The following is a 22811-nucleotide window of genomic DNA, read 5'->3' as shown; positions in this document are numbered from 1 at the left end:
ATGATTATCAGGATATCCAAACGAATTCTTTCTACCTACTAAAATAATCTGGAGGCTTTTGATACATACTAAGCAAAAAGGGGATAGAAACTGATCTCCTAATCAAAGGATAGTCAGTATGTTAAAAAAGATAATTGTATACATAGTAAATGGTCTGTTGCTTTTTATCACCTTTATAGGGTTGCTTTTGGTGTGGGTTCATTTTGATATTAAAGCTGGTAGAAAACAAGTAGAGGCAGAAAGCCAACCGTATACCTATCCAAACCGAAATAGTAACTTTGGACTTTACACAGATTGGGATACCTTTTATCCGCAGTTTTCCAAAGATATTGAAGAAGCTAAGGAATATGTATACATTCACTATTTTTCAATTGGTAACGGTGAAGCGAGTAAAAAGTTCTTTGATTTATTGAAGAAAAAGGCGGATGCAGGTGTAGATGTTTATTATTCTGTTGATCGTGCCGGATCGCTAAAGGGAAAAAATGAGTGGTTTGACGAGCTAAAGAAAGCAGGAGTTCACCTAACCTATAGTAATGATCCGCATTTCCCCCATATTTGGTATAGCATCCAGCATCGAAACCATCGTCGTATAGCTGTGATAGATGGGAAAATAGGGTACACAGGCGGACTAAACGTTGCACAAAAATATACAAAAGATACATGGCATGATTATCAGATTCGTATGACAGGTGAGGGAGTTCAGGATTTTGAACAACAATTTTGTAAGGATTGGCAGGTAAATACTGGTGACTTACCACCCGTTCATAAGGTTACCTTGGAAAAAGGAGATACAAATCATTATTTAAAGGTTTATTCAAGTGGATATGGATTGGTTGAAGATTTTATCAAAGAATTTGATAGTGCCAAGCAGCAAATCATAATTGCAACACCTTATTTTATCCCGGATAATCGAGATTTTATGGATGCGTTGAAACGGGCGAGAAAAAGGGGGGTAAAGGTGACCATTATGTGGCCGAAACATTCAGATGGTTTAATGTTAACCCAGGCTGCTTATCCTTTTGTGAGGGAAGCACTTGAAAACGGAATGAGAGTATACCAATATGAAAAAGGAATCTTCCATGGGAAAGTCGTTTTGATTGATCAAACAAGATTAATGATCGGTACAGTGAATATTGATTCACGTTCTTTTAGATTAAATGATGAAATGACCCTATTTATGAAATCGTCCCCATTTAGTCAAACGGTTCAAAAACAATTAGATGTAGATTTGGGGGATTCAAAAGAAATTAAATTGGATTATTTTGATAACCTGAAAATAAAAGATAAACTGTTGATGAGAATTGCCAAATATGTCCATTATTATCTATAATAGAAGTACTTCTAAGAAACGGATCATCCTGAATGATCCGTTTTTTTTTAGGACTTTGGAAAGGAGAAATTAAAATGCCAAAAATAAAATGGGGTATTTTAAGTACGGCAGATATTGGACAAACTCAAGTCATTCCCGCTATTAAACGTTCTTCCTATGGAGAGGTTACAGCCATTGCCAGCCAAAGTCAAAGGGCTAAAGATGTGGCTGCAAGCTTGGAGATTCCAAAGGCCTATGATTCATACGAAGAATTATTAGCTGATCCTGAAATAGACGCCGTATATATTCCATTACCAAACCATTTACATGCAAAATGGACAATGGAAGCAGCAAAAGCTGGTAAACATGTGTTGGTTGAGAAGCCAGCTGCTTTGACAGAGGCGGAAACAATCGAAATGATGAATGCATGTGAGCGTTACGATGTGAAAATGATGGAAGCGTTTATGTATCAATTTCATGCCCAGCATAAACGTGTTAAAGATATTATTAAAACCGGCGAAATTGGCGAAGTAAAGTATATGTATGCCAGTCATTCGTTTTTATTGAGAGATGATGAGGGAAATATTCGTTTATCTTCCGAAAAAGGGGGAGGGGCTTTATATGATGTTGGGTGTTATAATATCCATGCCATTAGACATATTCTTGGAGCGGAACCTGTAGAAATAATGGGTTTTGCAGATCTGAATAATCCATATGGTGTTGATTTAACCACAACAGCAAATATGAAGATGGATAATGGGGTGAACGCAATGTTTGATTGTAGTTTTGAAATGACCAATCGCAATGAATACCGTGTAGTTGGCACTTTAGGAGAGATTATAAGCAGAAACGCTTATCGACCAGATCTTGTTGGACATCAAGGAGAATTATTGGTTAAAAGTGGAGGAGAGACCCGCAAAGAAGTGATTATGTGTGATCAATATATGATGCAAGTAGATCATTTTGCAGAAAGTATACTTAACAATCAAACGCCAGCCTATACGCCATTAAATACCGTGCAAAACATGAAAGTAATTGAAGCTTGTTACCAATCGATCGAAACGCAGAGTATAATCAAACTATAATGATAACTAGAGCCATATGGACATATGGCTCTAGTTTATGGACTACCAACCTCTCGATGCTCCTCCGCCGCCAGATGAACCACCACCACCACCGCGGTTTCCACCTCCACGTCCTCCGCCATTCCTTGAAAATGCAGAGAGAATGTGAAGAAGCATATAAGTGAACGTGCCACCAAAGAAAGTCATATCAATAATGATGAAAACAATAATTGCCGCTCCAATTAATAGTTTTTTCCAGGTCGCCATGCCGCCTTCATTATTTTCTTCAGAGACAAAGGCTTTTGAATCGGTTGATTCATTTAATTGATATTCCTGAGAGACGACGTTAAATAATTCCTTATATGTATTAACGACAGCTTGGTCAGGTTGGTTAGATTTCATATAAGGAATGGTATAGGTATCCAATATTCTGCCAACCTTCCCATCAGGCAATGCTCCTTCAAGGCCATATCCAACTTCAATGCGTGCTTTACGATCTTCGGTGGATATTAGTAAAAGAACCCCATTATTAAGCTCTTGATCACCAAGCCCATATGTGCGGAAGGCTTCTAACGCGTATTCTTCAGGTGTTTGATTTTCCAAAGAAGGTACGGTTAATACGGCAATTTGAGCTTTTGTTTGGTCCTCTAGCGTTCGGCCTAAGCGGATTAATTCTTGTTTCTCTTGTTCATCCAAGAGATTGGCAAAATCCTGAACGTAAATATCTCCCTGGGGAGTGGGAACAGCTGCAGAAACTGGGCCTCCAATCAGGCTGACTACCAAGCATATAAATATCGCCACTGAAAGGAGAATCTTTTTATACATCATTCTGTACCATTAAAATCTACTGTAGGCGCCTGTTCTGCACCATCAGCAGCTTTAAAATATTCCTTGCTATCAAAATTAAACATGCCTGCAATCAAGGCTCCAGGGAATTGCTTTACCTTTTTATTGTAAGCTGAAACCTCTGTATTATAGTCCTGTCTTGCTACGGCAATCCGATTCTCTGTACCGGCAAGCTCATCCATTAATTGCTGGAAATTTTGATTGGCTTTCAGATCCGGATAGTTTTCGACAACTACCAAGAGACGATTCAGGGCACCTGTCAATTCATCGTTCGCTGTTGCTTGTTCCTGTGGTGTATCAGCACCGGCAAGTTTGGAGCGGGCAGTTGAGACATCATTGATAACAGATTCTTCATGCTCGGCATACCCCTTAACGGTATTAACTAAATTAGGTATTAAGTCCATTCTTCTTTGTAATTGATTATCGATCTGCGAATAAGCTTGATCAACATTTTCCTCTGCGTTAACAAACCCATTATAGCTCGAAGCAAACATAGCGATAATGATGCCAACGAACGCAACTCCTGCTATTAATATAATTGTTCCTTTTTTCAAAATCCTCGACTCCTTTCTTAAATTGTATAACGTATGATGGATGAAAAAAGTTTCATTAAACATCATACCCGTAAAAATAAAAATGCAATCTCCCAGAGATGGAGACTGGCAAATATCAGCATAGAGCGAACAAAATTATGGTAGTGAGTCAGAATTAGAAATCAAAATGGAGTGAAAATCAAGCCATATTGTCAGGGTATGAATAGGAAGACCTAAATATTCAAGGATTGTACAGATATTAGTTAGCGGCTAATTAAAAGAAAGATGATGACCAAATGGCAGTCGATTCATTCAGTAGATTGATTGAATGAGTAAAATAGGAAAAGAGATCTCATTTTTATCAAAAATCAGGGAGAGTCAGAAGGGGTGCCTACCCAGCATTCAGATTGGCTGCAATTATCTTTATAGCTGTCTGTATCCCAGCAAACAAGAAGAAACAACACTATTAGAAGATCTCAAAAATGATGGTAAAAGCCAACTTAAGTTGGCTTTTTTTATGTTATGTGATAGGTGAAGATTCATATAATATGGAATCGGACGTATGAGTAAAAGGACTTATAAGTTAATGATATGAACATAACATGACTTTAGACATCTTTTCAGATATAGAGGTGACAATTTATACTAAAAATACAAACTAATCAGAATATTTATGTAGGTAGGAAATAGAACTCTAAAACAGAGAGGATGAAAAATTTGTTGATTCATTCACATGAAAAGAGTTTTCGAAACAACCAAAGTGGGGTAAACATGCAGATACACTATGCGGATAATTTAGATGATAAGCTTGATTTTTTACTGAATGTAGCTGGTAATGTTCTATTCGTTCAAAATTTAATAGCAGAATTTAAGAAAATGATTCAATTTTCACAAGAGGCTAAAAAGATCAAAAAACAGTACATAAGAATTATGAATTATATAAATGCTGAGTTACACATAGATTACCGAAAGTATTATTCACAGCAGGCTCAAACTATGTATGCTGAGTATATGAGATCTTCAGAAAACGGAAACTTTGGAGGGATTCATATTTTACATAGATACATACCGCAACGTAAACCAATACATTATTAAAATCATATACAAGTGCTTTGAATAGCGTTTAAAACCTCTTTCTTTTTATTTCGAATGGAACGTAAGGTTTAAGCGGTTTTATGATATGGTGGATTTATGGTTATAAATTGTCCGTTGATTAAGCAAGTACTTCCTTCTACCTCTTATATATGCAATAAGAGGGTATTTAGCAGAGGAATAGTATACTATAAAATAAGAAGCGAGAAGGCTATTATAGTCTCCTCGCTTCTTTAGATTGGATTATGCGGTGTAGCACTCATCATCCGTGCAATATTCACTTATGTTTTGTTTTTTCGAGAAAGTAATTGAAGTTGGATCCTGTTCTTCTTCCCATACATCTCGCAGTATTTCTTTAAGCGTGGTTATGCTTTGCGCTCCTGAGATTGCATATTTATTATTAAATACGAAAAAAGGGACTCCCTGAATTCCAATTTCTACTCCAGTTTGGATATCCGTATTCATTTGCTCCGTAAAATATCCTTTTTCAAGTACGTCCAAAGCCTCTTTTTCGGGAAGTCCTATTTCCTTTGCCACTTTCAGCAAGGTAGAGTGGTCTCCAATGTGCAGAGAATCTGAAAAATAAGCTTTAAATAAACGTTCAGTCATCTCAGCACCTTTTCCATTGCTTTCAGCATAATGGGTAAGACGATGAGCATCAGCTGTATTTGTGGGAATCATTGTGTCAAAGCGGAAGATAAGTCCAGCTTCACGAGCCTGTTCAGTTATATGTTCATTCATTTTTTTTGCGTAATCGACTGTAGTACCGTATTTAGCGGCGATATGTTCATGAATAGTTGAATTCCGCTCCCTAGGTGCATCAGGTTCAAGCTGATAGCTGTGATAATGTACTTCAATTTGATCTGTATGCGTAAATTCAGCTATGGCCGCTTCTAATCGTCGCTTTCCTTTATAACAGAAAGGACAAGCATAATCAAACCATATATCAACTTTCATAATCAAGCCTCCTGGTTATTCTGGTTGTATGCTCAAAGTATACATATCCATTTCCTGCTTTACAATATACCTGCTTACAAGCAGATTTTGCTATTCATATATTCTGATGGTGTTCTGCTCTTAAGCATCTTTCAATAGCTTTGAGACAGTTTGGCGGTACTATTTTGTTATTTGTTCCACTGGGTTTTGGTATATCTATTTTGTTTTCAAAATGGAAATCTCAAACTATTATAGTACTTGGATTTTTAGTTAGTTTAAGTATTGAGATAGTACAGGCTATATGAGGGTTTTTCATAGGATTTAACTATCGCGCGTTCGATGTTAATGATCTTATTCTGAACACTTTAGATACTTATTATAGGCTTAATCCTATTCAAAACACTCTTTAGGTTTTTAATTTTTAGAAAGAGAGAGATAAACTGAGGTGTAAATGTTATACCACCGGAAAAAATAGACCTAAAATCAAATTGATGATATTTTAGGTCTATTTTTATTCTACTATTTTAGATGTAGTCTATCAGATGAGAATCTTGTCGAAAATGGAATTGAAAATATCACTTTATCCACCTTTTCCTAGATTTGAATAAAATTGAGTGAAATTATGTCATTTATTTAGATAGTTATATATAATTAATAGAAATACTCAAAATATTTTAAGTATTTACTAGGAAGAGAGTGGGAGGGATTTAAATGGTCACAAAACAGGATACGAACCAGCCATTACGCAAGGAAGTAAAAATGCTGGGCAATATACTTGGGGAGATTCTTATTTATCAAGGCGGTCAAGAGCTTTTTGATACGGTTGAAAAGATTCGTACAATGTGTAAATCTCTTCGTTTACATGTGGAAGATGAGACATACTATACATTAAAAAAGGAAATAGAACTGCTTAATCCAGAGATGAGGATGCAAGTAATCAAGGCATTTTCTGTTTATTTCCATTTAATTAATGCTGCCGAACAAAATCATCGGATTCGAAGAAAACGGGATTATCAATTAAACACGACTGATGAACAGCCCGGTTCGATAGAAAAAGCTATCCAATCAATGAAAGAAAATAATATTAGTGGAGAAATTATTCAGGATGTCTTGGGGCGCATTTCTCTTGAATTAATCATCACAGCCCATCCAACTGAAGCGGCTAAACGATCCATTTTGGAGATTCAAAAGAGACTATTAATTCTTCTGAAAAAACTAAATAATCCAACGTTAACAAATAATGAATATAAGGAAATTGAAGAAGACCTTTATAATGAAATCACCATCTTGTGGCATTCTGATGAATTAAGGGACAGAAAACCAACAGTTATTGATGAGGTTAGAAATGGTTTGTATTATTTTGATAAAATTTTCTTTGATGTTTTACCAGACATACATCAAGAAGTTGAAGATAAATTGACTGAACATTATAACAATGAAACTTGGGAAGTACCTAATTTTCTACGATTCGGTTCATGGATTGGAGGAGATCGAGATGGGAATCCATTCGTGACGCCTGCCGTTACGTGGGAAACGCTTACCCGACATAGAGCACTGGTTCTAAGAAAATATGAAAAAGCTCTAATAGATTTAATGAAACAGTTATCTCATTCAACGGCCCGAATTAAAGTCAGTGATGAAATAATGGAAACAATAGAACTTGGAGAATCAGAATATATTACAGATGATCAAAAATGGCAGGTTAAAAATGAAGCCTACCGCCGGGTATTGGCCATTATGATAGAGCGTGTACGCATGGTGGCCAATGATCCGCGAGGATACCAATCATCAGAAGAATTGCTGGAGGATTTACTGATGATTAAGAGAAGTATAGATACACATCATCCGGAAGGACACCAGTTTAAACTTTTATCAAAGTTAATCAGGCAGGTACAGCTGTTTGGATTCCATCTTGGAACATTAGATATTCGAAATCATAGTGATGAACATGCTGGGGCTATTAACGAGATTCTAAAGAAAATAAAGATAACGGACTGTTATACAGATTTGCTTGAGTCAGAAAAAGTAAGGCTACTAGAGAAGCTGCTGATGGATCCTAGACCTTTGTTGCTTGAGAATGAGGAGTATACAAAGGAAACACAGGAAATCATTAAAGTATTTAGATTAATTAAACAAGCTCATATGGAATTTGGAAAAGCATCCATCCGCGTCTATATAGTCAGTATGACACGATCGCCGAGTGATTTACTGGAAGTTTTACTGTTGGCTAAAGAAGCTGGATTATATAAACTTCATGTAGATGGTACAGTTGAAAGTGATTTAAATGTAGCTCCATTACTTGAAACAATTGAAGATTTATCAAATGGTCCTGATATTTTAAAATCTTTATTTGATTTACCGGTTTATCGAGAACATCTCAGAAAACTAAATAATCAGCAAGAAATTATGCTAGGCTATTCAGATGGTAGTAAGGACGGCGGAACTCTGACAGCCAATTGGAAACTGTATAAAGCGCAAATTGAACTTCATGAGCTTGCAAAAGAATATAATATTTCCACAAAATTCTTTCACGGACGTGGTGGTTCTCTTGGTCGCGGCGGAGGGCCTTTAAGCAGAAGTCTTCTCTCTCAACCACTTGAAACACTTGGCGATGGAGTAAAAATAACAGAGCAAGGTGAAGTATTATCGTCGCGTTATTTAATTGAGGACATTGCTTACCGCTCATTGGAGCAAGCAACCTCTACTCTACTCGAGACAGCTGCAGATGTGTCAAAATTGTCAGAGCAGGGTCATTTACGAGATGAAAGATGGGTTAACGCCATGGAAGAAATCTCAGATATTTCGTATGATAAATATCAATCTTTGGTATTTAGGGATGAAGGGTTTTTAACGTATTTTAATCAAGCCACCCCATTAACCGAAATTGGGAAGCTAAATATCGGATCGAGACCAATGGCTCGAAAAAATAGTGATAAATTTGAAAATTTACGGGCTATTCCCTGGGTATTTGCTTGGACGCAAAGCAGGCAGCTATTTCCTGCGTGGTATGCATCTGGAACAGCCCTTCTTGCATTTTCAACTAAAGAAGAGGGCAATATAGAGCTGTTGAGAGATATGTATCAGGATTGGCCGTTTTTTAGGTCTACAGTCGATAATTTGCAAATGGCACTTATGAAAGCAGACCTTAAAACAGCGAAAGAATATGCTGATTTGGTAGATAATCCATTAATAGGGGAAAGAATATTTGAGAACATCGTCGAAGAATATAACAAAACCAAAGACATTTTATTGGAGATAACCGGTGACGAAGAATTATTGGAACAAACCCCCAATATTAAAGATTCTGTTCGTTTAAGAAATCCTTATGTTGATCCGTTGAACTTTATTCAAGTCCATTTAATAAAAGAGCTGAGAACATTGAAGGAACCAGATAGTCAGTTGATTATTCAGGTATTGCATACGATAAATGGGATTTCAGCCGGCTTACGTAATACAGGTTGATAGATAAAAAAAGGAGGGTGGCAGTTTATTATGTCATCCTCCTCTTTTATCGATATTGGGCTGTACAAAAATAATTGTTTGAATTTATTGTGAATAATGTAAAATTTAATTTTACAGGCTGAATTTAGTTGAATTCAACAATTTAACCAAGTGAAACTTGATATAAATGCAATAAAAATAAGCGTTTTCATATAATTGTCGTTTCGAAATATATTATTATAATATAAATCCAAAAAGATGTAAATAAACGGAAAATTTAGGTGTGAGAAAGTTAAGGAAATTGATAAAGGAAAGATTTGGAGATGGATGTTCGTTATCATATAATTATTTAAGGATAGGAAATATCCCATCCCTATCCCGGAAAGGAGATTACCAGGATATCAGATAATGGGCCGACAGTCTGGGGGGACCGGGCCCATTAGTCTGCTGCTGGGTATACCAACATATTAGTAGTATACCCATTATTGAATAGAAAGCAAATATATTTAAAAAGGGTGGATTACATGATAGTGAAAAACAGACCATTTATAGGGATGGATACAAAAATGCTATACCCATTTTTTAGTGGTGGATATTTGTATACTAAAATATACTATCAAAACACGTGTTATATAGTGGAGAAATCACCATTGAATATTCTAAAAGACAGTATTATTGGCTATGGTGCTGATTATCAGGGAGCAAAAAAAAGCTCTAAATCCTATTTAGGCGGTAGTTATACTTTACCCTTGCAGATTAGTGGCCAGCATAGCATATATATGTTTCCAACCCATTCCTATCGTGACCATGAATGTGCCTGGATCGCACTTGACCATTACAAGGGGTGTGATCCTCTTGATCATAACCAATGTCAAGTCTATCTTTCCAATCAACCAACTATTATTATCAATTGCAGAGCAACTTTATTAATGAAACGTTATAATAACGCATTAAAATTAAAAGATAAAATAGAAAAATTCAGTTTGAATAATCAATAAGCAATTATGTCTAACAAGAATTAATGGACCATTTTGAATAAGTGGTTTAACGATTACACTCATCTGAATTTAGTGCAAGAGATATCCATTATAAATCTGAAAAATGAGTTCGGTGAAGCGCCGAACTCATTTTTTATTATTTTCATCCATGTTTCAAGAACTAAATGTTTATTAAGATAGGAATTGTTGGATTGCTAAATATTGAGTTCTAAAAGAATAATATAATTCATTTGTCACTTTTTTTTGAAAACTCAATTGATTCTTAATACTATTTGTGTTAAATTCTATGTAAATGGTCACAAATTACACCGAATTATCGAAATACATACTAATTTACTATTACATCTATAAGTCTCTTAAGGAGGAAAAGAAATGAATACTATACTACCAAATGAAGTTACTATAGAGGAAAAGGGAAAAGTAGGAGATATCGTTAAATTCGAACGACGCGGCCTTTCTATTTTAGGTAAAGTGTCAATTGTGCGAGAATTATCATGTATTGTAGATATTGACGAAGAAGTGGCAGAACAATTTTGTTACGAAACACCTAGAACAGTTGTCCGTCATGAAAATTATGAAGTAGTTCAATCGTCCCCCAATACTTTAGCATCCAATTAATCCAATTAAGACATATTTTTCTATATTACTTTAGAAAATTACTTATGAATAAACCGATAAGCACTCAGCTTCAAATTGTAGACAAAAGGAATTCAGAAAGGCTCGAAAGGGGGCTGATTTCTGAATTCCTTCTTTATTTTTGGCTTATTCAAGAGAGATAGACCGATTCTTATCTATAGACTTTCTCAACCCCAAATGGCTTGCCATCATATGTTAAAACACAAGATTGTAGCCAATGATTGTATATGGTTTTTAGAAATATTATTCTTTCAGGTAGGAATTTAAAGGGTATGTAAAGAACATATTTAAAGAGTCTGTAAGAAAGTAATTAGAATGTAGTTATAGAATTGTGAAACTACCATCTTTTCGTCCTTCTAAGAGGAGAATCTTATCCACCAAAAAATGAAAACGCATTCAAATTAAGAAATACAGGAAAATAAATACCAAAACAGTCTGCTGAAATGTAAAAACATAAACTTGTTTTTACAGAGATTCAATCCTTTCATACAGAAAGTAGATTCTAGTAGAGATTAAAGCGGTAAGATAGCTCGCATAAACGATCCATATATATTTGATGAAGGAGAAGATAACAGTCACGTTTCTTATGGTTGTGCGAATTATTGGAAATATCAAAGGGTGGAGGAGTTAAGATGACTGGAAGATTAGAAAATAGAGTGGCTATTATTACTGGAGGAAGCAGGGGGATTGGGAAAGAGATAGCCAAAAACTTTGCTTCTGAGGGAGCAAAGGTAGCGATCTTAGATGTGAATAAAGAGGTCTTGCAAACAACTAAGGATGAATTTAAACAAAAGGAATATGATGTTTTGACTTGCATTACAGATGTAACTTCACCAGGAGAGGTGGAACGGGCAGTCAATGAGGTGTTTAACCATTACGGTACAATTGATATTTTAGTCAATAATGCAGGAGTCATTAGAGATAACCTGATTTTTAAGATGACAGACTTAGACTGGCAAATGGTGATGGATGTCCACCTAAAAGGCTCCTTTAATATGACAAGAGCTGTACAAAAGTATATGGTTCAAAAAAAGTATGGACGTATCATCAATATCTCATCTACTTCGGCTCTTGGAAATCGAGGGCAAGCTAATTACGCAGCGGCAAAGGCTGGTTTGCAGGGTTTCACTAAAACTTTGGCTATTGAGCTGGGCCGCTATGGAATTACAGCTAATTCAGTTGCCCCTGGGTTCATAGAAACGGATATGACAAGGGAAACAGCAGCAAGGATTGGAATCTCATTTGAACAATTAATTGAAGCGAACGTCTCTATGATACCTGTGGGCCGAAGTGGAAAGCCTGAAGATATAGCTAATGCTGTAGCATTTTTTGCAGAAGAAAAGTCCTCGTTTATAAACGGTCAGGTTTTATATGTAGCTGGAGGGCCAAAAAATTAAGTGAGATGAAAGTTATGTTCACACAAGCGATTGGAAAAACCTCTAATCGAGTTTTAAATCGTATTGACCGAGAACATGTTATACAGTTTGCTAATGCAATTGGCGATAATCACCCTATTTATGTAGATCGTGAAACAGGTAAGAAATCCAGGTATGGAGAGAATATAGCACCACCGACATTTCCAAGAGTTTTCGATTATGGAAAAGTAGAAGGGTTGGAACTACCGTCGAGAGGATTAATTCATGGGGAACAAACCTATCATTATGAGCGACCTTTATTAATTGATGAGGAAGTTTATTGTTATGCAAAAGTAAAAAACTACAAGGAAAAAATAGGTAGTAAGGGTCAACTGGGTATCTTGTGTATAGAAAATAATGGTGAGGACATTAAAGGTAACACGATATTTTCGTCTACAATGATCATCATTATGAACGAAGCTGTAAAAAAGGAGTTGAAGGGATGACCTGTTTGCTTGATTTCCAGGTTGGTGATGAATTGAATGAAGTAAGATTGGAAGCAGTATCAGAGGAAATGCTGCTTGCTTATGCAAATGCTTCTGGTGATCATAACCCTATTCATCTGGATGAGGAGCAGGCAAAAAAACTTGGGTTTCCTGGTATTATAGCGCATGGAATGTGGACCATGGGGAATTTATCCAAACTATTTACACCCTTTTATGAAGAAGGGTATTTAAAAAACTTTACGATTCGTTTTCATGGCATGGTATTCTTAGGAGATTTAATAAGGTTAACGGCAAAGTTAGATGCTAAGATAGAGAATGAACTATGTTTTGACGTGAACGCTAGTAATCAACATAATCAGGAGGTACTAATGGGAAAAGTTGTGTATTCTTTATATTAAACTATTTAAATACAGGCAGCTTATTCAGCTGCCTGTATTTGAAATAAGACTAACGATAGAAGAGTCCTAATGAGATATCGAGTAGACGTTGTTTTTCATCCTCAGTTAAGGTTCTACCGTATAAGATGATCTCATTTTCATGCATAAATTGATGCAAGTCATAGGATCCATTTAAATGTGTTAATTCAGCTATTTTTCGTTCATCAGAATTACCCAATAAATAATCGACAGAAACATCAAAATAATGGGCAAGTTCCAATATTCCGTCAATGCTTGGTTCACGTGTTTCACGTTCATATGATCCCAAAGTTGATTGTGCTACCCCTATAATAGCTCCTAGTTCTTCCTGTGATAAACGCTTCTCTTTACGCAACTCTTTTAACCTGCTTCCAAAAGAAGATTTCATGGTTGCTCCCACCTTTACGAAACGTATTGTATATATATATTATAGGACAAAAGTTACAAACGAGCGAGCGATAAGGTGTAAAATAACTCTTTATAACACATTTTATATTAAATGTACTTGCTTATAATTTTAATAAAAAATCAGCCATAATCCCTTTATTTTATAGTGACTTTTAGTTATGAATATTAACACAAGAATTTATTGATTTATTTCATATACCTTACCTGTTTTTACATTAACTCCATACCATCCCCAGGTTGCAGAATGCTGGCTTTCTCCCTCATCAACGACTACTTCATATACCTGTAAAGATAAATCCTCGCTACCTGATACAGTACCAATAACATCGAAGTGAACGTTTGCTTCATTGGAATAACCAATATAGCTTTTTACAAGATTAATAGCCTGATCATGAGAGCTTTTGGTAGAGGAAGCATCTTGTTGTTTTTTATTTTCTTCATTAGACGATAGCTGGGTTGGATCATTATCAGTGGTCTCCATTGTATCAGAAGTACTTGATTTTTCCGCCGATACCGAAGATTCTTTATCTTCTTCATATTGGGCAATTTCTTTATGTAAATTTACAATTTCTCTTTCCAACTGTTTATTATCCTCTTTGGCCAATTTAATTTCATTAGTTAACTGTTCAAGCTCTCCAGTAACTTTGGAATCAATGGATATATATTGATAAAACATCCCTAAGTAAAACATACATAGTAAAATAAAGACATACCTTATTTTCTTTTTATTTACTTTCCGCATACTATCACCCTTCATTAATATTTTAATATAATTTTATAAATAAATGGGTAGTAAGTATAGAGAAAATGATGAATTGTGAATTTAGTTAGGCAATTATTTTAGAATGCGTCGGAAAAGATATATAATAAAAAGATTCGAGTAAAAGAGTTTTAGTTTAAAGAATAGTTTTAATAGAATAGGGAATAAGTAAATGAGAAGAAGAGAAGGAGTGACATAATGAGATTAAAAAATAAGAAGATACTTAGTTTTGTACATCATGAATTTGAGGACCTCGAATTGTGGTACCCTATTCATCGGCTGCGTGAAGAAGGTGCAGTTGTTCATCTAGCAGGTGAACAGGCAGGAGTCAGCTATAAAGGAAAATATGGAGTACCCGCAGAAAGTGATTTTAGTTTTGAAGAAGTTAGCGCGGAGGATTATGATGCTGTTTTAGTACCTGGTGGTTGGGCTCCAGATAAACTTCGTCGATTTCCGGAGGTCTTAGCGTTTATTCAAAAGATGGATGAACAGCAAAAACCAATTGGACAAATCTGCCATGCAGGCTGGGTATTAATATCAGCCAATATCTTAAAGGGCCGTAAGGTAACAAGCACACCAGGAATACGAGATGATATGGTAAACGCAGGGGCCACCTGGTATGATGAACCGGCCATCGTTGATGGACATATCATTTCAAGTCGTCGCCCACCTGATTTACCGGATTACATGCGTGAATTTATTAAGGTGCTTGAGAACAAATAAAGAAGCCGGCGTTTCGGCTTCTTTATTTTATGTAATTGACTGACATGTAAGATTTGAATCAGCAAATGATCGATTAAGACGGTACAGATACCTTCAACTGCCTAATCACGTTATTAATATATTTTCTATTTTTATAGATAAATAATTTCAGTTGTTCATCCGAAAACGATAACTCATCTATATCGCTATAAAATTCGCCTTTCCCATGAGCAGTCCATCTTTTCTCATTATCATAAAACATTAAGGTCCAGTGGCCACCTCTAGTATGATCTTCAAAGATAAAGTAATATTTATTACCAACTTCATCATAAGAAGAGATAGATTTAAAATCAGCCAGGAATTGATCGATATCTTTTTTATACACAATGACCTTCAAACTAGTTCCCTCCTAATTTATTCTTCTACTCTTAGCATGAGCTTTTTAAGAAACATTTTGTTAACGTCCCCTATAAGATTTAATTATATAATTTTATCTAAATTTTCACCATAGGCAGGTTTGTTTATTATATCAAGTTATTTGACTTTGCAGTAGGATTGCTCTGTAAAGGCATTCATGAAAATGTAGGAAATATGGTATTATTCTAATAAAGGTTTTAATGATAGCTAGCAAAAGTATAGAAGGAGAATATATGAAAGTTATTAAATTTATCAGTTCTTCGTTTGTGATCGTTTTTGCCTATTTTATTGTTATAAAAGACAGTGTTTGGTTATATCCATATTTACATATCTCTATCGGAGCCATGTTTTTAATTACATGTATAAATCAAGCGCTGGTAAAAAATAAGAGTATGGCTATATTAAACGCCCTTATATCAGTGATTTTTTTTCTTATGGCTTCTTCAAGGTTCTTCCTTAATTAAAAAATATGGATTCTCTTTAATCCAGTTTCATGAAACTCTTCTTATAGACAGCATAATAAGAAGGTAACAGTTGGGGAAAGAAATTTTTATTGTAGTAAGTATGCCCTAAATTTTGAAATGAAAGAGTGAATCAATTGGTATTTAAATCTTCATGCTAGCCTTTGTCAACATGAAAGAGGATAGAAATAGAGGATATCAGATAAGGATCCATAGGCTTATCTGATAACCTTTTCTTTGTTTAAAATGTATTCAAAGATAAAGTTTAGATCATCGATAAAAATATAGGTATGAATAAGTGCAAAATAGATGAGTAATGGGATGATGAACTTCCAACTGGTTCTACCTTTTCTGATTAGTAGGTGTTCAAACTCCTTTTCATCCAAATATAAAAATTTTAGTCGTATTTGTTTAATATGTTTTTTCGTACCTGCTATGTATAAAAGATTGCCGCTTCTGCCTATAAACAGATGCATGAATATAGCAAATACCAGCCAATAAAACAAATGATTGCGAAATAGGATGGACACAAAAATATCGATAACAATAAAAATACTGACAAGGAGATATCTCTTACGATAGGCCAGCCAAAACATCCCAAAGATTAAACCGGAAAAATTCCATGGTTTAATTCTATGATCTTTAGTTATAAATGATTGATTATTCTTACCGATATATAGTTTTAGACCATGATTGTCTTGGTGAAAATCCTTTGAATTACCCATAAATTACCTCGTTTTTTATTAGAAGAATAAGAAGAGATTCTTTATCTACTCATTATTTACTAGAATAGTAATCTAACGTATCGTGCTTATACTTCTCCAGTACCATTGCAATCAGGACAGCTTTTTATAGCTGGATATAATCTAATTGCCCGCTTAAAGGCATCCCTATAGGAAAAATGGCTTACTTCAATAAGACGAACCAATTCTCGGTCTAAATGTTCATATTGCTCATGTTCTTCATCCATTATCTTTCCATTAAAACATTCTGTACATATTGCCACTTAGATCTCTCCCTCGACTTGATTTGTATATTGAAAATTTTAACCAATTTCTGTCGATAAGGCAAAGAATTGGATGATATTGCTTAGTACCTATTAACCTTTATTGAAGTCACATCACTATATGTTTAAACAAGAAGTAATAGAATGTATGTTTATTACTTCCTTAGAACGGTGTGTAAAAAAAATAGAAACTGGGTAAGGACAGGATTTAATGAATATACAAATAATGGTCTTGGCAAAATAAAGTAAATACAAAAATAAAATTAGTTATAATGGAATCCGGCATGATGGCAGCAATCAGAGCAGGTTTTGAGATCCTTTAAAAAGAAAGGTGAGTTTAGCTTTAATATGAACAGAGCAGAGAGCGAGAGTAGGAAACAATTGATGGTAAGCTTCTGGTTAATAGAATTAATAACGAAACAAGCCTTGCTAAATAGACAAGATTGGATACAAGTGTGGGAGTTATAGAATAGTCTTTAGAGAAGGAATATAGGCTTTAAGAAGCGGTGCTGCTTTTGCAAGCCGCTACATCTATTATGGCTGTCGCTAGTAATGTATTAATATATAAACTATTTAATAGTAAAGTTGTGGGTCAGTACAAATAAATGAATTTGGCGGTCATAGAGTTGGTGATTTTAGAAAACCATTACGTATGGTCATGTCTAAATTCAGACTTGTCTTTTTTATGGTAATCAGTACAGAAGTACTTCGTGTAATAAATGAGAAATGTGACTTAAGTTGGCTGTCGTTGGAGATCTAAAATATAGTTTAAAACTATCTAACAATAGTTACTGATTGGCTTGAGGAAGAGATAGTAAAAGCCATGTTGGGTTCACTAAAACCAAAAAAACTAGCTGGATGAATATATAGTTTTATAGGAATATCGATAGTCTATCTGTTTTTCTTCGAGGCATTTTAGCCGATATGTAGTAGGAGTAGAGGGTGAGTTTGACCTACGTTTAATTGAATTTTTCTAATCCATTAGTCATCATGTGTTTTTTTAAAAGAATTTTACTGATTAGATTTCACTAGGACCTGCTTTATCGTACCAGTTAAATTAAACCGCCTTTAACGAATATTCATAAGGAAGAGCAGTTAATTTACAGAATTGGAAGCAGATGAGGAGGTATAATTACCTAAAAAAATATCCGCTAGAAGCATCTATTTGCCTATTCAGTAGACCTAATTATACAGGCTTCAAAGCTCTTATCTATGATTTATGGAAAGGAAAAATAAAGATATTCAAAATAGTAGGATAGATGATTAGATAGTCACATTTTCTGAGCTTTACAACTATAAAGATTTTAGGTCATTAGAAAGAATCAGCTGTTTATAAAAAACTATATCAAATGACAAACTAGTTCAATCAAAAAGATATCATCTATATAAAAATCCCCAAAAATCTAACAGTTCAAATATAAGGAGATTATATCCTATTTAAAGTAAAGGTTTTAAAAATTTTCGTATACATCATCGGGTATCAACATGATTGGATAAGAATGATTAACTGGATGGTTTTCATAATGTAGGAGAATTGTGGTTTGCTAAACTAATATATAAAAAACACCTTCGAGAACTGGATGTAAACTCGAAGGTGTCGTTTAAGTAAAATGTTGTTAGTTTAAGATTTGAACGTTAACTTGTTTACGTCCCCAATTAAGAGCAGCATCTTGAGAAGGGATGAAAACATCGATTTTGTTTCCTTTTATAGCACCGCCTGTATCAGAAGCAGTAGCATATCCATAACCTTCAACATAAACTTTTGAACCTAATGGAATAACACTTGGATCAACAGCGATTACTTTAGCATTTGGATTCGCATTTAAATCGACACCAGTTGCTGTTACGCCGGAACAACCATTACAATCAGCTGTATAAGCTGTAGCTGAAACTGAAATTGTTTTTCCTGCTTCTTGTCCAGAGGACTCTGAAGTATTCGTGTTTGTTTCAGTTTGAGTTTTAGTTTTAGTTGTCGTAGTAGTTGTAGTTGACTCAGTTGTTGTTTTTGTATTCTGTTGAACAACTTTATTGTTATTTCGTGCAGGTTGTCCTTCGCCAGACAATTTAAGAACTTGACCTGGTTGGATAACGGAAGAAGTTATGTTGTTCCAACTTTTCAACTGATTAATAGAAATTTTATTCGTAACAGCTATCTTCCAGAGACTGTCACCTTGTTTAACCGTATATGTTCTTGTAACAGGTGCTTCCTTCTTCACAGTTAATCTAGTATTCTCAATAATGACATCTGATTTTAATTTATTAAGTTCTTTAATATGATTAACAGTAGTGTCGTATTTATTTGAGATTCCCCATAATGTATCACCTTTTTGAACCGTGATTTCTTGGGCAGAAGTTTTGGCTCCGCCTATAGCAACGGTGATGGAAGCTACCGCTACGAATGATAACAAAGTTTTCTTCATGTAGTTTGGACCTCCTAAAATTGTTTGTTTTGAGCTAACAGTGACAATCTTATCAGGTTTACGAGAAAGAAGTAATAACGAGGAGATGATAAATTCATTACTGATATATCGTAATTATGTCAAAAACATGTCTAATTAATAGAAAATTCTGAAAATTTATGACAAAAAAACGGAACAAACCATGGTATGAATATACTTTTCTACTAAATTAAAAAAGTAGATTTTGTCATAATTGTCACATAAAAATCCATATATTTGAAAATAAGGGAAATAATGAAAGTGAAGTTTCTTTGAAAAAAGAATAGATTTTATAGATAAGGTGCTTAAATGTGGAAAAAATGGGTAATAAACTGGTTGTAATTGTTAAAAAAGAATAATGAACATACAATGTATGTATAGGATCAAAGATAAAAAGAAAGAATGGACTTTCTTTTTGATAGAAAAGATGTCATAGGTATAATTCGTGCATTTACCTGTTAGTATTCTATGACATTGAATGGGATTAGTGTTCTGTTTTTATGTAGGGTGGTTTTGTTTAGTACCCGTTGTTATTTACTGTGTCGTTTATTTTTATTATAAACTAAAATATGACATAGTTCTAAGGTTTTTTTAAAAATTACTATGTTATTGAACTTAATTCGACGTTTTGAGTGAATACATATTATATAGAAGAAACACGTTTTTTTTCTGGTTTAGATTAAAATAATGCGATAAGTATGACTCCTTTGTTAAAAAGGGAAGTGATAAGAAAGAGAATTATGAAGCTATACTTGCAGATTGGATGATAAATAAGGTATGCCTTTACATAAATGAGACAAGAGTACCTGGATTTTATATGGGTTAAATAATATAGCTATTTGTTTCGTCTATTAGGAATATGTGGTAAAGGCTGTAGAATATTCGGGGTTTTTGTTTTAAAATATAGTTAATATATGGAAATAAGGTGATTTACGTGATATACATATTAGCTATATTTTGCGTTGGTCTAGGTTTTCTCTTTTTTGCGAAATTAGACAAGGATAAAAATCCACCAATCATCCTAAGGATGAACGGAAAGTATCCAAATGTAAACGAATATATGGTTGCCATTAAATATGAGTTAGAGAAACAGGGGAAAGAGGTAATCTATTCTGGCAATGGACATTTTGTTATTGATGGAATGCATTATAGAATAGTGGAAAGAAAGAAACTGACAAATGAAAAATCTCTGCAGCTTACGATACTTAAGTCTCTAAAATCAGCCTAATAAAGAATCAAACGTCCAATCCCTATTTGGATGTTTTTTTATTTAAACGGTTTTCCTCCATTAACAGAGAATGAACTACCTATTTATATGGGTGAGTATATTTATATTATTAGTGAAGATCGGAAAGGTGTTTTGAAGAAAGTGGTTACTCAGCCCAAATAAAAGTGATTATTGCAATTGGTTACAAAGTAGGAAGGGGAATTTCATACATTACCCGAAATAAATAATTAGACCATATTAAGGAGGGAGCAGGATGTTAAAAAGACATGAAGTTCTTTTCAATCAATTAGCTGATTTTAGACATGAATTGTTAGTGACGGTAGAAACTACTAATGAAGACGAAGCAAATATTATACCTGAAGGATTTAAGAACAATATACGGTGGAATCTTGGTCATGTGTATCTGAATCAGTATTTATGGATCCAGCAATTAACGAAAGAGTCAATTATGATCCCCGATCATTTCAATGAATGGTTTGGATATGGTACAAGCCCCGATGAATGGGGAGAAGGAATCCCAACATTAGACTATTTAAAGCGACTGCTTGCGATACAGCCTTTTATGATTCGAAATTTATATGGTGAAAGACTGGAAGAAGAATTTGCTGTTAATGAATCAGGAATGTATACAATCGAACAAATTCTTATACGAACTATTTTTTATGAAGGCATCCATCTTGGAAATATAATCACATTAAAAAAGCTCGTTAAAATGCAAGAGATATTAAGTTAGACAATTAATCTTAAGGAAGACAAGTAAAAGAAAGATGAATGATATCCCTATTTTACATGCATAAAAGATCTGAAAAACATTCTTCTGTATTTATTTGTTTTCCTCAATAAAAATTCGCCTCTATTCTACTACTTTTTAATTCTGTTTACTCTTTTGTTTGTCAGATGGCTATCTTTTAATATCGTTGCATGTAGGGGATTGTGACATTAGTATTCATTTATTGCTAAATCTGAACTATTAGGTGATATTTTAATCTTTCGCCTAATAGTTCGGATTTTATTTGTTTTTAATCGATTTTGATTACTCTACATACTATTATTACTAACTAGTTCTTCCACCTTCACTCATTAATAAGTAAACACAGTCCATTAAGATTAACTAAACTATACTTCATCTTTCAGGATCTTCAATAAGTTATGGGTGATTTCTTTTGTGTCCAATTTATTTAGACTTTTAAACCATGTAAAAGGAATCAATACAATTTGTGTTGCCTATTAATTTAGTAAATTTTTTAGAGAGTGTTTTCAAATAGTAGGTTTTTATATTTAAATTAGCGTACTTTTATTACATTATAGTTACATTGAATACGCTAGCTTTACAATAGCGTTATAATCTGATGAATTCAATAATTTATAGATACTAGTTTTGGTATAGTACAAGAGTACCAGAACAAAAAGATGCTTATGAAAAGGAGTTTATATGATTAAATTACAACCTAAACTATTTGTAAAAATTGCTATCAGTATTATATTCATTTTTACTTTAATCGCTAGTACGACAATACCGGGTCATAAGACTGAAGCAGCAAGTAGCAGTTTAGCTGGATTTAAGTATTCAAAAAAAGTTCCTTTACCAAGAGCTCAACAGGAATACCTGTATAAAATGACTAAAAACAGAGGATTAAATTATAAAGAAACATTAGCAGTGATGCTGCATGAAAGTAATATGAAAGCTAAAGCAAAGGGCGGAAGTAACTACGGATATTTCCAAATTAATAAAGTCAATCACAAAAATTTAGCTAAAATCACTAAAACAAAAAATAGCGCCTATGATCCATATGTAAATATTAATTGGGGTACATATATGCTATCTGATTTACAAAAAAAATATAAGAAAAAAGGGTATAAAGGGACAGCTTTGAAAGAAGCGACTTTGAGTGCGTATAACAAGGGTGAAGGTGGATTTAAAAAATACGGTAAAGCTAAAGCGTATATTAAAAAGCATAACCAATGCCTTGCTAAAGTGAATAAATGGTTCTAATTATTAACAGCGTTCGTTAAGCGAACGCTGTTTTTTGTTGTTCTTTTAAAAAGGATGTCTGATCAGGAGAGTATTTAATATGTCTCTACGAATTATGAGGGGCGTGTATTACAGGGGAATATGATTCCAAGAGAACAAAATGCATGATGTTGTACGATTCAGAGGTATAAAGAGTAATCATCACAGCACAGAAAGAGTATACAGACTGTTTCTGTAAAATTTAACCATTTACCCATAAAAAAAAGAGGCGGTTGGTAATCCTTTTT

At 34.1% G+C, this 22811-nt stretch carries 23 protein-coding genes; 14 read left to right on the top strand and 9 right to left on the bottom strand.

Features of this window, described 5'->3' with window-relative positions; all coding sequences use genetic code 11:
* Window positions 1-118: 118 nt before the first annotated feature.
* Both AC58NB_RS03030 and AC58NB_RS03025 read left to right on the top strand, forming a co-directional pair.
* The gene (locus AC58NB_RS03030; protein ID WP_497425342.1) at window positions 119-1330 is read left to right on the top strand and encodes a phospholipase D-like domain-containing protein; all 1212 of its coding nucleotides are present in this window, start codon (window positions 119-121) and stop codon (window positions 1328-1330) included.
* A gap of 74 nt (window positions 1331-1404) precedes the next feature.
* Entirely contained in the window at window positions 1405-2394 is a 990-nt protein-coding gene (locus tag AC58NB_RS03025; protein ID WP_497425341.1) for a Gfo/Idh/MocA family protein, read from the top strand.
* Window positions 2395-2436: 42 nt separating this feature from the next.
* Here the strand turns inward: AC58NB_RS03025 and AC58NB_RS03020 are convergent, their stop codons facing one another.
* Both AC58NB_RS03020 and AC58NB_RS03015 read right to left on the bottom strand, forming a co-directional pair.
* Complete coding sequence (locus AC58NB_RS03020) at window positions 2437-3201, bottom strand: TPM domain-containing protein (protein WP_497425340.1); 765 nt, start codon at window positions 3199-3201, stop codon at window positions 2437-2439.
* Complete coding sequence (locus AC58NB_RS03015) at window positions 3198-3773, bottom strand: LemA family protein (RefSeq protein WP_497425339.1); 576 nt, start codon at window positions 3771-3773, stop codon at window positions 3198-3200. The genes AC58NB_RS03020 and AC58NB_RS03015 overlap by 4 nt, the downstream gene beginning before the upstream one ends.
* 687 nt (window positions 3774-4460) lie before the next feature.
* Between AC58NB_RS03015 and AC58NB_RS03010 the strand changes: the two genes are divergently transcribed.
* Entirely contained in the window at window positions 4461-4847 is a 387-nt protein-coding gene (locus AC58NB_RS03010; protein WP_497425338.1) for a hypothetical protein, read from the top strand.
* 240 nt (window positions 4848-5087) lie between these two features.
* Here AC58NB_RS03010 and AC58NB_RS03005 read toward each other — a convergent pair whose 3' ends face one another.
* Complete coding sequence (locus AC58NB_RS03005) at window positions 5088-5801, bottom strand: DsbA family oxidoreductase (RefSeq protein ID WP_497425337.1); 714 nt, start codon at window positions 5799-5801, stop codon at window positions 5088-5090.
* A gap of 140 nt (window positions 5802-5941) precedes the next feature.
* Between AC58NB_RS03005 and AC58NB_RS03000 the strand changes: the two genes are divergently transcribed.
* The 7 genes from AC58NB_RS03000 to AC58NB_RS02970 all read left to right on the top strand — a co-directional run bounded on the left by AC58NB_RS03000 (window position 5942) and on the right by AC58NB_RS02970 (window position 13114).
* On the top strand, window positions 5942-6085 hold the full coding sequence (locus AC58NB_RS03000; protein ID WP_497425336.1) for a VanZ family protein: 144 nt from the start codon (window positions 5942-5944) through the stop codon (window positions 6083-6085).
* Between the two features lie 406 nt (window positions 6086-6491).
* Window positions 6492-9242, top strand: coding sequence for a phosphoenolpyruvate carboxylase (ppc, locus tag AC58NB_RS02995; protein WP_497425335.1), 2751 nt, complete (start codon window positions 6492-6494; stop codon window positions 9240-9242).
* A gap of 503 nt (window positions 9243-9745) precedes the next feature.
* Window positions 9746-10219, top strand: coding sequence for a competence protein ComK (locus AC58NB_RS02990; RefSeq protein ID WP_497425334.1), 474 nt, complete (start codon window positions 9746-9748; stop codon window positions 10217-10219).
* A 372-nt stretch (window positions 10220-10591) separates the two neighbouring features.
* Window positions 10592-10837, top strand: a complete 246-nt coding sequence (locus AC58NB_RS02985; RefSeq protein ID WP_497425333.1) for a DUF2187 family protein — start codon at window positions 10592-10594, stop codon at window positions 10835-10837.
* A 650-nt stretch (window positions 10838-11487) separates the two neighbouring features.
* The gene (gene fabG, locus AC58NB_RS02980; RefSeq protein ID WP_497425332.1) at window positions 11488-12252 is read left to right on the top strand and encodes a 3-oxoacyl-ACP reductase FabG; all 765 of its coding nucleotides are present in this window, start codon (window positions 11488-11490) and stop codon (window positions 12250-12252) included.
* A gap of 14 nt (window positions 12253-12266) precedes the next feature.
* Window positions 12267-12716 carry an FAS1-like dehydratase domain-containing protein gene (locus tag AC58NB_RS02975; RefSeq protein WP_497425331.1) on the top strand — a complete coding sequence of 150 codons (450 nt, stop codon included), beginning with the start codon at window positions 12267-12269 and terminating at the stop codon, window positions 12714-12716.
* On the top strand, window positions 12713-13114 hold the full coding sequence (locus tag AC58NB_RS02970; RefSeq protein ID WP_497425330.1) for a MaoC/PaaZ C-terminal domain-containing protein: 402 nt from the start codon (window positions 12713-12715) through the stop codon (window positions 13112-13114). Before AC58NB_RS02975 ends, AC58NB_RS02970 begins: the two co-directional genes overlap by 4 nt.
* Window positions 13115-13163: 49 nt before the next feature.
* Here the strand turns inward: AC58NB_RS02970 and AC58NB_RS02965 are convergent, their stop codons facing one another.
* Together AC58NB_RS02965 and AC58NB_RS02960 are read right to left on the bottom strand one after the other, a co-directional pair.
* Window positions 13164-13520, bottom strand: coding sequence for a helix-turn-helix domain-containing protein (locus tag AC58NB_RS02965; protein WP_497425329.1), 357 nt, complete (start codon window positions 13518-13520; stop codon window positions 13164-13166).
* Between the two features lie 198 nt (window positions 13521-13718).
* Window positions 13719-14216 carry a hypothetical protein gene (locus tag AC58NB_RS02960; RefSeq protein ID WP_497425328.1) on the bottom strand — a complete coding sequence of 166 codons (498 nt, stop codon included), beginning with the start codon at window positions 14214-14216 and terminating at the stop codon, window positions 13719-13721.
* A gap of 282 nt (window positions 14217-14498) precedes the next feature.
* Here AC58NB_RS02960 and AC58NB_RS02955 point away from each other — a divergent pair, with 282 nt between their 5' ends.
* Window positions 14499-15023 (top strand): type 1 glutamine amidotransferase domain-containing protein, encoded by a 525-nt coding sequence (locus AC58NB_RS02955; protein WP_497425327.1) that lies wholly within the window; start codon window positions 14499-14501, stop codon window positions 15021-15023.
* Window positions 15024-15096: 73 nt separating this feature from the next.
* On the opposite strand, the gene AC58NB_RS02950 is transcribed toward AC58NB_RS02955, so the two are convergent.
* The 4 genes from AC58NB_RS02950 to AC58NB_RS02935 all read right to left on the bottom strand — a co-directional run bounded on the left by AC58NB_RS02950 (window position 15097) and on the right by AC58NB_RS02935 (window position 19306).
* Complete coding sequence (locus tag AC58NB_RS02950) at window positions 15097-15399, bottom strand: hypothetical protein (RefSeq protein WP_497425326.1); 303 nt, start codon at window positions 15397-15399, stop codon at window positions 15097-15099.
* Window positions 15400-16098: 699 nt separating this feature from the next.
* Window positions 16099-16605: a DUF2628 domain-containing protein gene (locus AC58NB_RS02945; RefSeq protein ID WP_497425325.1), complete on the bottom strand. Its 507-nt coding sequence runs from the start codon at window positions 16603-16605 to the stop codon at window positions 16099-16101.
* 86 nt (window positions 16606-16691) lie between these two features.
* Window positions 16692-16886, bottom strand: a complete 195-nt coding sequence (locus tag AC58NB_RS02940) for a hypothetical protein (RefSeq protein WP_497425324.1) — start codon at window positions 16884-16886, stop codon at window positions 16692-16694.
* Window positions 16887-18502: 1616 nt separating this feature from the next.
* Window positions 18503-19306 (bottom strand): 3D domain-containing protein, encoded by an 804-nt coding sequence (locus tag AC58NB_RS02935; protein ID WP_497425323.1) that lies wholly within the window; start codon window positions 19304-19306, stop codon window positions 18503-18505.
* Between the two features lie 952 nt (window positions 19307-20258).
* Here AC58NB_RS02935 and AC58NB_RS02930 point away from each other — a divergent pair.
* The 3 genes from AC58NB_RS02930 (at window position 20259) to AC58NB_RS02920 (ending at window position 22545) form a co-directional block, all read left to right on the top strand.
* A complete protein-coding gene (locus AC58NB_RS02930) occupies window positions 20259-20552 on the top strand; it encodes a hypothetical protein (protein ID WP_497425322.1) in 294 nt (97 codons plus the stop codon).
* A 253-nt stretch (window positions 20553-20805) separates the two neighbouring features.
* Entirely contained in the window at window positions 20806-21285 is a 480-nt protein-coding gene (locus tag AC58NB_RS02925) for a DinB family protein (RefSeq protein WP_497425321.1), read from the top strand.
* 699 nt (window positions 21286-21984) lie between these two features.
* Window positions 21985-22545 (top strand): transglycosylase SLT domain-containing protein, encoded by a 561-nt coding sequence (locus tag AC58NB_RS02920; RefSeq protein WP_497425320.1) that lies wholly within the window; start codon window positions 21985-21987, stop codon window positions 22543-22545.
* The last annotated feature ends 266 nt before the right edge of the window (window positions 22546-22811 follow it).

The sequence above is a fragment of the Pradoshia sp. TA40_28 genome (assembly GCF_059694525.1).
Note: the sequence above shows the minus strand (reverse complement) of the source record. Positions and strands in the feature narration are given on the sequence as shown.